The sequence below is a fragment of the Pseudomonas sp. 10(2024) genome (assembly GCF_045164175.1).
Taxonomy (GTDB): Bacteria; Pseudomonadota; Gammaproteobacteria; order Pseudomonadales; family Pseudomonadaceae; genus Aquipseudomonas; species Aquipseudomonas alloputida.
The window spans coordinates 4537727-4551007 of record NZ_CP174006.1; the positions used below are offsets into that span (position 1 = coordinate 4537727).

Genomic DNA, 13281 nt, shown 5'->3' on the forward strand with positions numbered 1-13281 from the left:
GTTCGACCATGCGCGCCCTGTTGTTCAGCAGCCAGCACTACGATCAGGAAAGCTTCACCAAGGCTGCCAGCGGCACCGCCCTGGAGCTGCATTTCCAGCCCGCCCGCCTGACCCTCGACACCGCCGCCCTGGCAGATGGCTTTGAGGTGGTCTGCGCCTTCATCAATGACGAACTCGACGCGCCGGTGCTGCAGCGCCTGGCCGCCGCTGGCACGCGGTTGATCGCCCTGCGCTCGGCCGGCTACAACCACGTCGACCTGGCCGCCGCCCAGCGCTTGGGCCTGGCCGTGGTGCGCGTGCCGGCCTACTCGCCACACGCCGTTGCCGAGCATGCCGTGGCGCTCATCCTGGCACTCAACCGGCGCCTGCATCGGGCCTACAACCGCACCCGCGAAGGTGACTTCACCCTGCATGGGCTGACCGGCTTCGACCTGCACGGCAAAACCGTCGGGGTGGTCGGTACCGGCCAGATCGGGGCCGCCTTCGCTCGCATCATGGCCGGTTTCGGCTGCCAGCTGCTGGCGTACGACCCCTACCCCAACCCAGAGCTGCTGGCCCTTGGCGCCCGCTACATGGCCCTGCCCGAGCTGTTGCGCGAAGCCCGCATCATCAGCCTGCACTGCCCACTGACCGAACACACTCGCCACCTGATCAACGCGCAAAGCCTGGCCCAGTTGCAGCCCGGCGCCATGCTGATCAACACCGGTCGCGGTGCGCTGGTCGACACCCCGGCGCTGATCGACGCACTGAAAAGCGGCCAGCTTGGCTACCTGGGCCTGGACGTCTACGAAGAAGAAGCCCAACTGTTCTTCGAGGACCGCTCCGACCTGCCCTTGCAAGACGATGTGCTGGCTCGGCTGCTGACCTTCCCCAACGTAATCATCACCGCCCACCAGGCTTTCCTCACCCGCGAGGCGCTGGATGCCATTGCCGCGACCACACTGGACAACATCAACCGCTGGGCGGCAGGCAATCCACAGAACCTGGTGATGGGTTAATGCTAGGATACGCGGCATTTCTGGAGGACCCATGGTCGAACACGATTTTCGCTACACCCTTTTCAACCCGCAACACACCCTGATCGAGTGCCGCGCTTTGGTGCCGGGCCGCTATCAGGTCACGGGCAACGGCGGTTCGATGCAAAAAGGCGACAGCCTGCTGGTCACGCTCAAGGGCAGCAAGGATTTGTCCATGCGCCTGACCGTGGAAAGCGTGCGCCACCTGATCAACCCACGCGGCCAGTGGGTGGCCGTGGCGAGCGGCCCGGTATTCAACGAGCTGGAAATCCTCACCTGGCAGGTCGAGTGCGATCGCTGCGATGCGGTGCTGGGCTTCGAGTTCGCAGTAGACGCCAAGCTCGGCAAGGCAGCTCGTCAGCCGGCTGCCAGCGCCCGTATCGCAGAGCTGGGCTGGGCCAGCCGTGGCGAAAAACACCTGTGCCCGCGTTGCCAGGAGAGCGCCGAGTGAAGAATCTGCTGACCGGCGTGCTGATTGCAACCGGCCTGCTCGGCTGCGCCACGGAACCTTCCCGGCTGCAGCAGGAACGCAGCTACGTGCTGGAGTGGATTGGCGAACGACCACTGATCGACTACAGCCACCTGACCTTGACCCTGGCCAGCGACGGCCGTGCCTATGGCAACGGCGGCTGCAACCACTGGTTTGCGCCTTACACGCTCGATGGCGAACACCTGAGCTTCGGCAAGGTCGGCAAGACCCGCAAGCTGTGCGCACCCGCGCTGATGGAACAGGAAAAGCGCTTCCTGCAGGCGCTGGAAACGGTAGAGCGTTGGGATGTGTCACCGGTGGAGCAGATGCGCTTCTGGCCGGCCGAAGGCAAGCCGCTGCGCTTCTGGCCTGAGGAAGGCTGAGGATTGCCGGGGCCGCTTTGCGGCCCTTCGCGGGCGCGCCCGCTCCCACAGTTTGTCGCGTCCCCCCTGTGGGAGCGGGCCTGCTCGCGAAGGGCCGCGAAAGCGGCCCCGAATGCATCAGGCGCCTTTCAGGGCCTTGATCTTGGCCTGCAACCCTTCCAGGGTCTGCTCGCCCATCAACTGCTCACGCACCTTGCCCTTGTCGTCGATGATGTAGGTCACCGGCAACGCCTCGCTGCGCGGCAGGTCATAGCGCTCGGCCGGGTCCTGGGCAAGCACGGTGAAACCGATACCCAGGGTTTCGGCAGCCTGCTTCAGGTCCTGCCCCTGCAGGCCATCGAAGTTCACCCCCACCACCTTGACGCCATCAGCCGCCCATTGCTTGGCCGCCGCGTTCAGTTCCGGGATTTCGGTACGGCACGGTCCGCACCATTCAGCCCAATAGTTGAGCACTAGCCAGTGCCCTTCGATCTGTTCGGCCTTAACCGTATTACCGTGTTGGTCCACGCCGTAATCGGCACCGCAACCACCGAGCAACAGGCTCGCGGTGATGGCCAGTACTGCTGCCAGACGCCTTGCCATGGGTCAATCCTTCTCGAGTTTTAAAGCAAATTGGTCAGTCGCTGCGGTTAGAATAGCCGCCACACCCAGCTGGATGCGACCCGACATGACTGACCTCACGCTCTATCATAACCCGCGCTGCTCGAAATCCCGCGGCGCCCTGGAACTGCTCGAAGCCCGCGGCCTGGCCCCGACCATCGTGCGCTACCTGGAAACCCCGCCCGACGCGGACACCCTCAAGGCCCTGCTCGGCAAGCTGGGCATCGCCCCGCGTCAGTTGCTGCGCACCGGCGAGGACGAATACAAAGCGCTGAACCTGGCCGACCTGGCACTGACCGACGCGCAACTGATCGAGGCCATGGCCCAGCACCCCAAACTGATCGAGCGGCCGATCCTGGTTGCCGGCGACAAGGCCGTGGTCGGTCGCCCGCCGGAAAAGGTGCTGGAGATCCTGCCGTGAGCGCGCCCTACATCCTGGTGCTGTATTACAGCCGCCATGGCGCGACCAGCGAAATGGCCCGGCACATCGCCCGCGGTATCGAGCTGGCCGGCATGGAGGCGCGTCTGCGCACGGTGCCGGCTATTTCCACCGAATGCGAAGCGGTGGCCCCGGATATTCCGGCCAGTGGCGCGCTGTACGCCACCCTTGATGACCTGCGCCACTGCGCTGGCCTGGTACTGGGCAGCCCGACCCGGTTCGGCAACATGGCAGCGCCACTCAAGTATTTCCTCGATGGCACCAGCAGCCTTTGGCTAGGCGGTGAGCTGGTCGGCAAGCCGGCTGGCGTGTTCACCTCCACCGCCAGCCTGCACGGCGGCCAGGAAACCACCCTGCTGTCGATGATGCTGCCGCTGATGCACCACGGCATGCTGGTGATGGGCCTGCCCTACAGCGAGTCGGCACTGCTCGAGACCCGTGGTGGCGGCACGCCTTATGGCGCCAGCCACCACGCAGGCGCCGATGGCAAGCGTGAACTCGACCCACACGAAATCACCCTGTGCCGCGCCCTGGGCCAACGTCTGGCGACCACGGCCAAGGCCCTGGAGGCGGCGCGTGGCTAGAAAGCCCAAGGTATTGCCGCCGCTGCAATGGCTGGTACCACGCCTGCGCCTGACGCGGGCATTGAGCCTGGCATGCTTCTTCGGCCTGATCGCCCTGCTGGTGGTGAACAACCTGTGGTTCGCCAACCTGCATGGGGCCCGGGTCGAGGTGATCCTGGCGATCGAGCTGGTGCCGTTGCTGTTGCTGCTGCCAGGCATGCTGAAAGGCAGCGCCCGGGCGCATGCCTGGACCTGCTTCGTGGTGAATATCTATTTCATCAAGGGCGTGCTGGCGGCGTTCGACCCGGCCCGGGCGGTATTCGGCTGGCTTGAAGTGCTGGTGAGCCTGGGGCTGTTCATTGCCGGGCTACTGTACGTGCGCTGGAAGTTCCAGCATGAGCGGCGCATGGCGGGCGAAGGCAGTTAGATTTTTCGCGGGCACGCCCGCTCCCACAGGTACTGCACAGGCCTTAAGTGCGGTGCGATTCCTGTGGGAGCGGGCGTGCCCGCGAATGGGAGCAACACAAGGCTCAATGGTTGACGGTATGCGCCAGCATCACCGACAACTGGCACAGCGGCCGCCCGCTCTCTGCATGCCACTGGTTGAACGCCTGCTGCACCAGAGCCAGGTCGCGCTGGCTGGTTGGCTGCTTGTCGATCACCTTCTGCGCAATCAACGCCGCTGCCATGTCATCGGTCGGAATGAACGTGTCCTTGCCGACCATGCGCAAGAACCGTGGCGCCGACAACCCGCCCAACTGGTTGCCGTGCTTGGCCAGGTACTTCCACAAGCCGACAATGTCGGTCACTGGCCAGTCGGCGATGAATGCACCAAAACTGCCATGCGCCTTGGCGATATCCAGCACCATTTGCGCATTGCGCGGCACGCTCTTGAGCTTGCCCAGGTGGCGGATAATGCGCTCATCCTGCATCAACCGCTCCAGATGCTCGGCGCCCATCAGCACCACTTTCTCCGGGTCGAAGCCAAAGAACACCTGCTCGAACGCCGGCCACTTGGCATCCACCAGGCTGTGCTTGAGCCCCGCGCGGAACACGCGCAGGGCCAATGTCGACAGGTAGCGGTCGTCACTGATGTCGCGCAGTTGCGCCGGCGTGCGCGGCTGCGGCAGGAAAGCCTCCAGCGCCTGGGCCGAACCAAAGCGGTTCAGGCAATACTCATGCAACCACTGGTAATCACGCATGGGCTCAGATGTTCAGCACGTCGAGGAAACGCGGGGTAGCGTTTTCGTCGATCTTCAGGCTGGTGAAGTCAAACAGATTCCGGTCGGCCAGCTGCGACGGTGCCACGTTCTGCAAGGCACGGAAGATGCTCTCGGTACGGCCCGGGTGCTTGCGTTCCCACTCCACCAGCATGTCCTTGACCACCTGGCGCTGCAGGTTTTCCTGCGAGCCGCACAGGTTGCACGGGATGATCGGGAATTCCTTCATGTCCGAGTAGGCCTGGATGTCCTTCTCGCTGCAGTAGGCCAGCGGGCGGATCACCACGTTGCGGCCATCGTCGGCGCGCAGCTTCGGCGGCATGCCCTTGAGCGCGCCGTTGAAGAACATGTTGAGGAAGAAGGTTTCGACGATGTCGTCGCGGTGGTGCCCCAGCGCCATCTTGGTAGCGCCGATTTCGTCGGCGAAGGTGTACAGGGTACCGCGGCGCAGGCGCGAACACAGCGAGCAAGTGGTCTTGCCTTCGGGTACCAGCTCCTTTACCACCGAGTAGGTATCCTTCTCGACGATGTGGTACTCGACCCCCAGTTCCTTGAGGTAGGCCGGCAGTACGTGCTCAGGGAAGCCCGGCTGTTTCTGGTCCATGTTCACCGCAACGATCTCGAACGTGATCGGTGCCACCTTCTGCAGGTGCAACAGAACGTCGAGCATGGTGTAGCTGTCCTTGCCGCCAGACAGGCAGACCATGACCTTGTCGCCATCCTCGATCATGTTGTAGTCGGTGATGGCTTCGCCAGCGAGACGACGCAGGCGTTTTTGCAGTTTGTTCTGGTTGACCGAGAGGGTGCCCATAGCGCTTGGATCCGCGAGGTGTGACAAAAGCCGGCTATTTTACGCACAAACGCGACGCCGCTGTAGGCATTCCGATAAAGACTTCATTGTAATCAACAGCACGGCTTACAGCGCAATTTGCTCTAAAAAGCGCGGTTTATGTAGGTAACGGCTTCCTATACTGCGACATAAGGCCACATTACCGCTTGCATCGGTGTTAGGGCCTCGGGCCGCTTACGCTCCATATTGGGGGGCGTTTGGCAACATTGAGAGGAGTGATCGGCATGATTCATCACGTTGTGGGGCTGTTTACCCATCCCGATCAGGAATGGCGGGAGATTCGTGGCGAAGAAGAAACCATCAGCCACATGTACCTGACACACACCCTGATCCTCGCGGCGATTCCGGCCGTTTCGGCGTTTATCGGCACTACCCAGGTGGGCTGGGTGATCGGTGACCGGCCAGCAGTGATGCTGACCATGGAAAGCGCAATCTGGATGAGCATCATGTCCTACCTTGCCATGCTTGCCGGGGTGGCGGTAATGGGCGCGTTCATCCACTGGATGGCCCGCACCTACGATGCCAACCCGTCCATGGCGCAATGCATCGCTTTTGCCACCTACACCGCCACCCCCTTGTTCATCGGCGGCCTGGCGGCGCTTTACCCGCACCTGTGGCTGGGCATGCTGATCGGCACTGCCGCCATCTGCTACACGGTGTACCTGCTGTATGTCGGCTTGCCGACGTTCATGAACATACCGTCGGATGAAGGCTTCCTGTTCTCCAGCTCGGTGCTGGCAGTGGGCTTGGTAGTACTGGTGGCAATCATGGCCGCTACCGTGATTATCTGGGGACTGGGCGTGGGGCCCGTCTACACCAACTAGAACAGACCGAACCAACACTGGGGCATCAACCAGGGGCCGCCGCAAGGCGGCCTCTGGCTGTGCGCTGACCGGTGACTCGGCAAGCCACCTGCGCTTGCGGCATAATGCCTGGTCAGGAGAACCGCCCCGCCATGCCCGAGCAGCTCAAACAACGCGTCGAAACCTGTTACCAGCAAGCCGAAGCCTTTTTCAAACGCCGCTTCCCGCGCCCCGAAGTCAGCTTCAAACTGCGCGGGCAAAAAGCCGGCGTCGCCCACCTGCACGAGAATCTGCTGCGCTTCAACCTACAGCTCTACCGCGAAAACCAGGAAGACTTCCTGCGCCAGACCGTAGCCCATGAAGTGGCACACCTGGTTGCCCACCAACTGTTTGGCGACCGCATCCAGGCGCATGGTGAAGAGTGGCAGCTGATCATGCGCGGGGTGTATGAACTGCCGCCCAATCGTTGCCACAACTATGACGTACAACGGCGCGCAGTGACCCGCTACATCTACCGCTGCCCGTGCCCGCAAAGCGACTTCCCGTTTACCGCGCAGCGGCACAAGCTGGTGCACCAAGGGCGGCGATACCTGTGCAAGCGGTGCCGGGAAGTCCTGGTGTACAGCGGCGAGACGCGGGTCGAATAGATCGGGGGGCGCCTGCACCGGCCCTTTCGCGGGCAAGCCCGCTCCTACAGGTGCAGCGCATGTCTCGAGAATTGCACGCCCCCCCGTAGGAGCGGGTTTACCCGCGAAAGGGCCGGAACAGGCAATACACAAACCCCAGGCATAAGAAAGGCGACCCGAAAGTCGCCTTCCTCTACCCCACCTGCGCCTTACTTCTCGACGAAGGCACGCTCGATCAGGTAGTCACCCGGCTCGCGCATGCGCGGGGAGATCTTCAGGCCGAAGCTGTCCAGCACTTCGCTGGTCTCGTCGAGCATGCTCGGGCTGCCACAGATCATCGCGCGGTCGTCTTGCGGGTTGATCGGCGGCAGGCCGATGTCGCTGAACAGCTTGCCGCTGCGCATCAGGTCGGTCAGACGGCCCTGGTTTTCGAACGGCTCGCGGGTCACGGTCGGGTAGTAGATCAGCTTGTCGCGAACCGACTCACCGAAGAACTCGTTCTGCGGCAGGTGCTCTGTGATGAACTCGCGGTAGGCCACTTCGTTCACATAGCGCACGCCGTGCACCAGGATCACTTTTTCAAAGCGCTCGTAGGTTTCCGGGTCCTGAATGACGCTCATGAACGGCGCCAGGCCAGTGCCGGTGCTCAGCAGGTACAGGTGCTTGCCAGGATTCAGGTCGTCGAGCACCAGGGTGCCGGTAGGCTTCTTGCTGATGATGATCTCATCGCCTTCCTTCAGGTGCTGCAGCTGCGAGGTCAGCGGGCCGTCCGGCACCTTGATGCTGAAGAATTCAAGGTGCTCTTCCCAGTTTGGCGAAGCGATGGAGTAGGCACGCATGAGCGGACGGCCGTTGTCCTGCTGCAGGCCGATCATCACGAACTGACCGTTCTCGAAGCGCAGGCCCGGGTCGCGGGTGCACTTGAAGCTGAACAGGGTGTCGTTCCAGTGGTGCACACTGAGGACACGTTCGTGGTTCATGTTGCTCATCGATGGGGCTCCTGAAGAAAAACGCGCGCGCAAAGCGCACAGTTGCGCAATAGTTTAGGGGCAGCGACAATATCTGTTAACTGGATTATCAAGATATGTGTTATCGGTTATATCGATATGCGATTCACACTCCGTCAAATGCAAGTCTTCGTCGCCGTCGCCCAGCACCAAAGCGTCTCTCGAGCCGCCAGCCTGTTGGCGCTGTCGCAGTCGGCCGCCAGTACCTCTATCACGGAACTGGAGCGGCAATCGAGCTGCCAGCTGTTCGACCGTGCCGGCAAGCGCCTGGCCCTCAATGCCCTGGGCCATCAATTGCTGCCACAAGCAGTAGCCCTGCTTGACCAGGCCAAGGAAATCGAAGACCTGCTCAACGGCAAATCCGGTTTCGGCTCACTTGCGGTCGGCGCCACGCTCACCATCGGCAACTACCTGGCCACCCTGCTGATCGGCAACTACATGCAGACACACCCGGAAAGCCAGGTAAAACTGCATGTCCAAAATACTGCGCATATCGTGCAACAGGTCGCGCACTACGAAATTGATCTGGGTCTAATCGAAGGTGACTGCAATCACCCCGACCTGGAAGTTCAGCCGTGGGTCGAGGACGAACTGGTGGTGTTCTGTGCGCCACAGCACCCACTGGCGAAACTGGGCCGCGCCGATATCGAAAGCCTCTCGCAGGAGGCGTGGATCCTGCGCGAACAAGGCTCAGGCACGCGCCTGACCTTCGACCAGGCCATGCGCCATCACCGCGCCAACCTCAATATTCGCCTGGAGCTGGAGCACACCGAAGCGATCAAGCGCGCGGTGGAGTCGGGCCTGGGCATCGGTTGCATTTCACGTCTGGCCCTGCGCGACGCCTTCCGCCGTGGCAGCCTGGTACCTGTGGAAACACCGGAGCTGGACCTGCTGCGCCAGTTCTACTTCATCTGGCACAAACAGAAGTACCAGACCTCGGCCATGCGTGAGTTTCTCGAGCTATGCCGCAACTTCACTGCCGGCTTTACCCGCAGTGACGAGATCGTGCTGCCGCCGATCGCTTAAAGCAGGATCACACCCCACACCAGCGCCACCATGGTCAGGGCCACCAGCTGTGCGGCGCTGCCCATGTCCTTGGCATTTTTCGACAGCGGGTGGCGCTCCAGCGAAATGCGATCGATGGCCGCCTCCACCGCCGAGTTGAACAGCTCGACGATCAGCCCCAACAGGCAAACGGCGATCATGATTGCCCGCTCGGCGCGGCTGACCGGCAGCCAGAAGGCGATCGGGATCAGCAGCACGTTGAGCAGCACCAGCTGGCGGAATGCGGCCTCGCCCTTGAAGGCGGCACGCAGGCCGTCCAGCGAGTAGCCAGCGGCGTTGAAGATGCGTTTGAGGCCGGTCTGGCCCTTGAATGGCGATGTCATCTGAGTCACTTCACAGCAGAAAGGCCAGCAGACTAGACCGGCTCGGGTCAAAAAAGCGTGAAGCCACACGCAGTCAGTTGCTGGCAACCGATTCAAGTTGTTGCAGCAGCAGTGCAGCCTGGGTCCGGGTACGCACGCCCAGTTTACGGAAGATCGCGGTTACGTGGGCCTTGATGGTCGCTTCCGACACGCTCAGCTCATAGGCGATCTGCTTGTTCAGCAAGCCTTCGCAGACCATGGTCAGTACGCGGAACTGCTGCGGCGTGAGGCTGGCCAAGCCTTCGCTGGCGGCCTTGGCCTCGGCCGAAACATCGACCTTTTCGAACGCCTGCGGCGGCCACCAGACCTCGCCGTCGAGCACCTTGCGCACCGCATCCTGGATCACTTCCAGGGTGCTGGACTTGGGAATGAAACCACTGGCGCCGAACTCGCGGGACTTGACCACCACGGCGGCCTCTTCCTGTGCCGAAACCATCACCACGGGGATCTGCGGGTACTGCCCGCGGAGCAGTACCAGACCGGAAAAACCGTAGGCACCCGGCATGTTCAAGTCCAGCAGCACCAGGTCCCAGTCGGCTTTTTCGCTCAGGCGGGTTTCCAGTTCGGCAATGCTCGCGACTTCGACCAGACGCACATCGGAGCCAAGCCCGAGGGTAACGGCCTGGCGCAGGGCGCCACGGAACAGTGGGTGGTCATCGGCAATCAGGATTTCGTATGTGGCCATCGATCTAAGGATCCTGTTCTGTGCCAGGCACTCGAGTGGAAGGGAAGCGCCCGGCGGGGAATCGGCGCCAAGGAGGCCGAGCACGGTCAAGGGTGATCAAGCCAATCGCCCTGCCGCCTCGCCCACCCTGGCTGCCAGCTCCGTCATTATGAACCAAAGCAGGGGTTGTGCCCCTTGGACTATAGGAAGGTATGCAAACGCTGGTGGGTGTCGTCCTGCTCGTCAAGCGGCAGCCGCCGCTTGCCGCTCAGGTAATGCAGGCTGAACACATCCAGATAGGCATCCAGCGCCTGCGAAGCCTGGCTATCGCCGGCAAGTTCCAGGCACATCGCCGCAACTTCTGCCGTACAGAAATGATCATCGCGCTTGGAGCGCCGCAGGCGGTAGCGCGACATCTGCTCGGCTTGCAGGCTCAACACCGGGAAGCGGTCCAGGTACGGGCTTTTGCGGAACATCTTGCGCGCTTCGGTCCAAGTGGCATCCAGCAGGATGAACAATGGCCGCTTGCCCGGCTCGCGCACCACCTCGCTGACCACCCGCTCCTGGGCAACGAACTCGCCCGGAAAAACGATATAGGGCTGCCAGCGCGGGTCATCGAGCAAGGCCAGCAGGCGCTCGTCAACCGCAGTGCGCAACCAGCCGAAGGCCCAGGTGTCTTCAATCAGGTCGGCAATCAACCAGCCGGTGTTGGTGGGTTTCAGCGGCTCGGTGTCGTGCATCAGCAGGCACACACCTGCGTCAGCCTGCACCCTAGGCTTCCAGGCACACAGGCAATGGGTGGCGATGACCCGGCAATCCGGGCAACGCTCGGCACGCGAGCCACGGGCGATGAAAGGCTTGTTGCTGCGGGCCAGGCGTTCGGCGCGCAGACGCGCTACCGCATGGCTCATGCCGGCAGGCCTCTGGACAGATTGAAAATGGGCACAAGGATGACTCGGAGAAAACAAGGCGGCCAGTCTACCAGAACAGGTGGCAATTGCTGTGCAGCCGGCAATGCGCTCCTTATAATCGGGTTTCTACCGTGCCGGTACTCGCCACGCGCAATTTTACGGAACGCCGTTGACCCGCGCATGTCAAAGCGCCAGTCATCGAACCAGGAGAGATTCATGCTGCGCCTTATCGCCCCCGCCCTGAGCCTGCTGCTCGCCCTGCCTCTGGCAGCCCAGGCGGCATCCAAGCAGGATTACGACCTGAACACCCTGCTGCAGAAGGTCGCCAAAGAGAGCAGCGTCGGCACCCCACGCGCAATCAACGAGGACATTCTCGATCAGGGTTACACCGTTGAAGGCAAGGCACTGGTCAACCATCTGAGCGTACGCCAGAGCCACGCAGCGCGCATGCAGGCCAACCCTGAGCAGGTGCGCAGCCAACTCGGCGACAGCGTGTGCCGCAACAACGGCTTCCGCAACCTGATGTCCAAGGGTGCCGTCATGGTCTACCGCTTCACGGTCTACAAGACCAACCAGCCAGTCATGGACCAGGCCTTCGACAACGCCAGCTGCGTGGCCGGCAACAAGAAAAAGTAAGCACAGCGACAACGCTACGCCTTTTCGTCCTCATGAGCGTGCCAGCGCCCTTCAGCGGCATCGGCGCGCATCTCCGCCAACAGCGCCTGTAAGTATCGCGACCGGCACTCCAGCCCCGACAGCCTGCGGCGGCACTCGGCTTCAAGGCTCAGGTGATGCACCTGGGCCGCGTTCTCCAACTGCTGGTAGAGCTGCCAGTCCACTTCGATGACCAAGCGATGCATACCGCCACCTCCTGCATCGACACGTTTCACTCTACCAGTTAACCAAACCCGTGCTGCCGATGGCCGCAGGCCGACAGGCGGCTGCGCCGAACACCTCGGCACGATCGGGCGCGAGGGTCTAGATTGAGGTCAGAGGTATTGGTGCAGAAGGAGACGTCGCATGCCTTACCATTCGAATGAACTGCTGTTCAGCCACTTCCGCGACAACAATATCGACCTGAGCAATATCGAAGCACAACTGCAACTGGTTGCCCCCAACAGCCCCAACCTGCCGCTCTACCGCGACATGATGCTGACCATCCTGCGCATGGCCCATGACGACAGCGACCGCTGGAGCGCCAAGATCACCCTGCAGGCCCTGCGCGAACTGGACCAGTCGTTCCGCACCCTGCAGCGCTACAAGGGCCGACGCAAAGTGACCGTGTTCGGCTCGGCACGCACTCCGCTGGAGCATCCGATGTACGCCCTGGCCCGCGAGCTGGGCGCCACTCTGGCGCGCTCCGACCTGATGGTTATCACCGGCGCCGGCGGCGGCATCATGGCGGCCGCCCACGAAGGCGCCGGCAGCGAGCACAGCTTGGGCTTCAACATCACCTTACCCTTCGAACAACACGCCAACCCGACGGTAAACGGTACCGACAAACTACTGCCATTCCACTTTTTCTTCATTCGCAAGCTGTTCTTCGTCAAGGAGGCCGATGGCCTGGTGCTGTGCCCTGGCGGCTTCGGCACCCTGGATGAAGCGCTGGAGGTACTGACCTTGATCCAGACCGGCAAGAGCCCACTGGTGCCGGTGGTGCTACTGGATTCGCCGGGCGGGAGCTTCTGGCACGACTGCCTGGACTTCATCAGCCGCCAGTTGGAAGAAAACCGCTACATCCTGCCCAGCGACCTGAAGCTGGTGCGCCTGGTGCACAGCGCTGACGAGGCGGTTGAGGAAATCAACCAGTTCTACAGCAACTACCACTCCAGCCGCTGGCTGAAGAGCCAGTTCGTGATCCGCATGCACCATGCGCTCAGCGAGGCGGCGTTGTATGACATTCAGGAAGGGTTTGCCGATTTGCGCCTGAGTGGCAAATATCACCAGCAAGCGGATAGCAGCGCCGAGCACGAAGTTGGCAATTACAGCCACCTGACCCGCCTGTCATTCGCCTTCAACGGCCGGGATCAGGGCCGCTTGCGTGAGCTGGTGGATTTCATCAACCTGCCGGAGAACTGGGCCAAGCCACAACCCATGCATACCACGCAGAGGGCCAGGCAGGCGCTGAAAGTGAGTTGATGCTTTTCTATAACAGCTCGCGTGATATTTGCAGGAGCAACCTTAGGCTGTTTGCTCCTGCACATGATCGGTTGTTGGGCGCAGACCGTCGTAGGAGCGGGTTTACCCGCGAAAGGGCCTGACCTGCTGGCCAATTTCCCTGGTCATTCGCCGTCGCAGCCGCC

19 protein-coding genes are annotated in these 13281 nt (G+C 62.2%); 11 read left to right on the forward strand and 8 right to left on the reverse strand.

Translation table 11 applies throughout. From position 1 onward, the window contains the following. Positions 1-8: 8 nt before the first annotated feature. The 3 genes from ACI7M0_RS20520 to ACI7M0_RS20530 are packed head-to-tail and all read left to right on the forward strand — an operon-like array spanning position 9 to position 1868. Positions 9-998, forward strand: coding sequence for a 2-hydroxyacid dehydrogenase (locus ACI7M0_RS20520; RefSeq protein WP_104962425.1), 990 nt, complete (start codon positions 9-11; stop codon positions 996-998). Positions 999-1029: 31 nt separating this feature from the next. Continuing rightward, a complete protein-coding gene (locus ACI7M0_RS20525) occupies positions 1030-1467 on the forward strand; it encodes a hypothetical protein (protein WP_014592115.1) in 438 nt (145 codons plus the stop codon). Continuing rightward, positions 1464-1868, forward strand: a complete 405-nt coding sequence (locus tag ACI7M0_RS20530) for an META domain-containing protein (protein ID WP_003252405.1) — start codon at positions 1464-1466, stop codon at positions 1866-1868. The genes ACI7M0_RS20525 and ACI7M0_RS20530 overlap by 4 nt, the downstream gene beginning before the upstream one ends. 117 nt (positions 1869-1985) lie before the next feature. Here ACI7M0_RS20530 and ACI7M0_RS20535 read toward each other — a convergent pair whose 3' ends face one another. Further along, positions 1986-2450, reverse strand: coding sequence for a peroxiredoxin family protein (locus tag ACI7M0_RS20535; RefSeq protein ID WP_010952706.1), 465 nt, complete (start codon positions 2448-2450; stop codon positions 1986-1988). An 85-nt stretch (positions 2451-2535) separates the two neighbouring features. On the opposite strand from ACI7M0_RS20535, the gene arsC reads away from it, so the two are divergent. The 3 genes from arsC to ACI7M0_RS20550 are packed head-to-tail and all read left to right on the forward strand — an operon-like array spanning position 2536 to position 3897. Beyond that, positions 2536-2889: an arsenate reductase (glutaredoxin) gene (gene arsC, locus ACI7M0_RS20540; RefSeq protein ID WP_129933607.1), complete on the forward strand. Its 354-nt coding sequence runs from the start codon at positions 2536-2538 to the stop codon at positions 2887-2889. Beyond that, positions 2886-3491, forward strand: a complete 606-nt coding sequence (gene wrbA, locus ACI7M0_RS20545) for an NAD(P)H:quinone oxidoreductase (protein WP_014592118.1) — start codon at positions 2886-2888, stop codon at positions 3489-3491. The genes arsC and wrbA overlap by 4 nt, the downstream gene beginning before the upstream one ends. Then, positions 3484-3897, forward strand: a complete 414-nt coding sequence (locus ACI7M0_RS20550; RefSeq protein WP_021785866.1) for a DUF2069 domain-containing protein — start codon at positions 3484-3486, stop codon at positions 3895-3897. The genes wrbA and ACI7M0_RS20550 overlap by 8 nt, the downstream gene beginning before the upstream one ends. 103 nt (positions 3898-4000) lie before the next feature. On the opposite strand, the gene ACI7M0_RS20555 is transcribed toward ACI7M0_RS20550, so the two are convergent. Both ACI7M0_RS20555 and ttcA read right to left on the reverse strand, forming a co-directional pair. Beyond that, a complete protein-coding gene (locus ACI7M0_RS20555; RefSeq protein ID WP_010952703.1) occupies positions 4001-4672 on the reverse strand; it encodes a DNA-3-methyladenine glycosylase I in 672 nt (223 codons plus the stop codon). Positions 4673-4676: 4 nt separating this feature from the next. Beyond that, positions 4677-5501 carry a tRNA 2-thiocytidine(32) synthetase TtcA gene (gene ttcA, locus ACI7M0_RS20560; protein ID WP_014592121.1) on the reverse strand — a complete coding sequence of 275 codons (825 nt, stop codon included), beginning with the start codon at positions 5499-5501 and terminating at the stop codon, positions 4677-4679. Positions 5502-5764: 263 nt separating this feature from the next. Here ttcA and ACI7M0_RS20565 point away from each other — a divergent pair, with 263 nt between their 5' ends. Together ACI7M0_RS20565 and ACI7M0_RS20570 are read left to right on the forward strand one after the other, a co-directional pair. Beyond that, positions 5765-6364: a Yip1 family protein gene (locus ACI7M0_RS20565; protein WP_003252385.1), complete on the forward strand. Its 600-nt coding sequence runs from the start codon at positions 5765-5767 to the stop codon at positions 6362-6364. 131 nt (positions 6365-6495) lie between these two features. Beyond that, positions 6496-6990: a SprT family zinc-dependent metalloprotease gene (locus ACI7M0_RS20570; RefSeq protein WP_010952701.1), complete on the forward strand. Its 495-nt coding sequence runs from the start codon at positions 6496-6498 to the stop codon at positions 6988-6990. 188 nt (positions 6991-7178) lie between these two features. Here the strand turns inward: ACI7M0_RS20570 and fpr are convergent, their stop codons facing one another. Further along, positions 7179-7958, reverse strand: a complete 780-nt coding sequence (gene fpr, locus ACI7M0_RS20575) for a ferredoxin-NADP reductase (RefSeq protein WP_003252381.1) — start codon at positions 7956-7958, stop codon at positions 7179-7181. 117 nt (positions 7959-8075) lie between these two features. Between fpr and finR the strand changes: the two genes are divergently transcribed. Further along, positions 8076-9002 (forward strand): LysR family transcriptional regulator FinR, encoded by a 927-nt coding sequence (gene finR / locus ACI7M0_RS20580; protein WP_003252379.1) that lies wholly within the window; start codon positions 8076-8078, stop codon positions 9000-9002. Here the strand turns inward: finR and ACI7M0_RS20585 are convergent. The 3 genes from ACI7M0_RS20585 to ACI7M0_RS20595 all read right to left on the reverse strand — a co-directional run bounded on the left by ACI7M0_RS20585 (position 8999) and on the right by ACI7M0_RS20595 (position 10978). Beyond that, positions 8999-9364, reverse strand: a complete 366-nt coding sequence (locus ACI7M0_RS20585; protein WP_010952700.1) for a diacylglycerol kinase — start codon at positions 9362-9364, stop codon at positions 8999-9001. The genes finR and ACI7M0_RS20585 overlap by 4 nt on opposite strands. A gap of 73 nt (positions 9365-9437) precedes the next feature. Next, positions 9438-10088 (reverse strand): response regulator transcription factor ErdR, encoded by a 651-nt coding sequence (gene erdR, locus ACI7M0_RS20590; RefSeq protein ID WP_010952699.1) that lies wholly within the window; start codon positions 10086-10088, stop codon positions 9438-9440. A gap of 179 nt (positions 10089-10267) precedes the next feature. Beyond that, positions 10268-10978, reverse strand: coding sequence for a tRNA-uridine aminocarboxypropyltransferase (locus ACI7M0_RS20595; protein ID WP_129933606.1), 711 nt, complete (start codon positions 10976-10978; stop codon positions 10268-10270). A 216-nt stretch (positions 10979-11194) separates the two neighbouring features. On the opposite strand from ACI7M0_RS20595, the gene ACI7M0_RS20600 reads away from it, so the two are divergent. After that, the gene (locus ACI7M0_RS20600; RefSeq protein ID WP_003252372.1) at positions 11195-11614 is read left to right on the forward strand and encodes a quorum-sensing-regulated virulence factor family protein; all 420 of its coding nucleotides are present in this window, start codon (positions 11195-11197) and stop codon (positions 11612-11614) included. A gap of 14 nt (positions 11615-11628) precedes the next feature. On the opposite strand, the gene ACI7M0_RS20605 is transcribed toward ACI7M0_RS20600, so the two are convergent. Next, complete coding sequence (locus tag ACI7M0_RS20605; protein WP_020193312.1) at positions 11629-11838, reverse strand: hypothetical protein; 210 nt, start codon at positions 11836-11838, stop codon at positions 11629-11631. A 160-nt stretch (positions 11839-11998) separates the two neighbouring features. On the opposite strand from ACI7M0_RS20605, the gene ACI7M0_RS20610 reads away from it, so the two are divergent. After that, on the forward strand, positions 11999-13117 hold the full coding sequence (locus ACI7M0_RS20610; RefSeq protein ID WP_019436650.1) for an LOG family protein: 1119 nt from the start codon (positions 11999-12001) through the stop codon (positions 13115-13117). Positions 13118-13281: the final 164 nt, after the last annotated feature.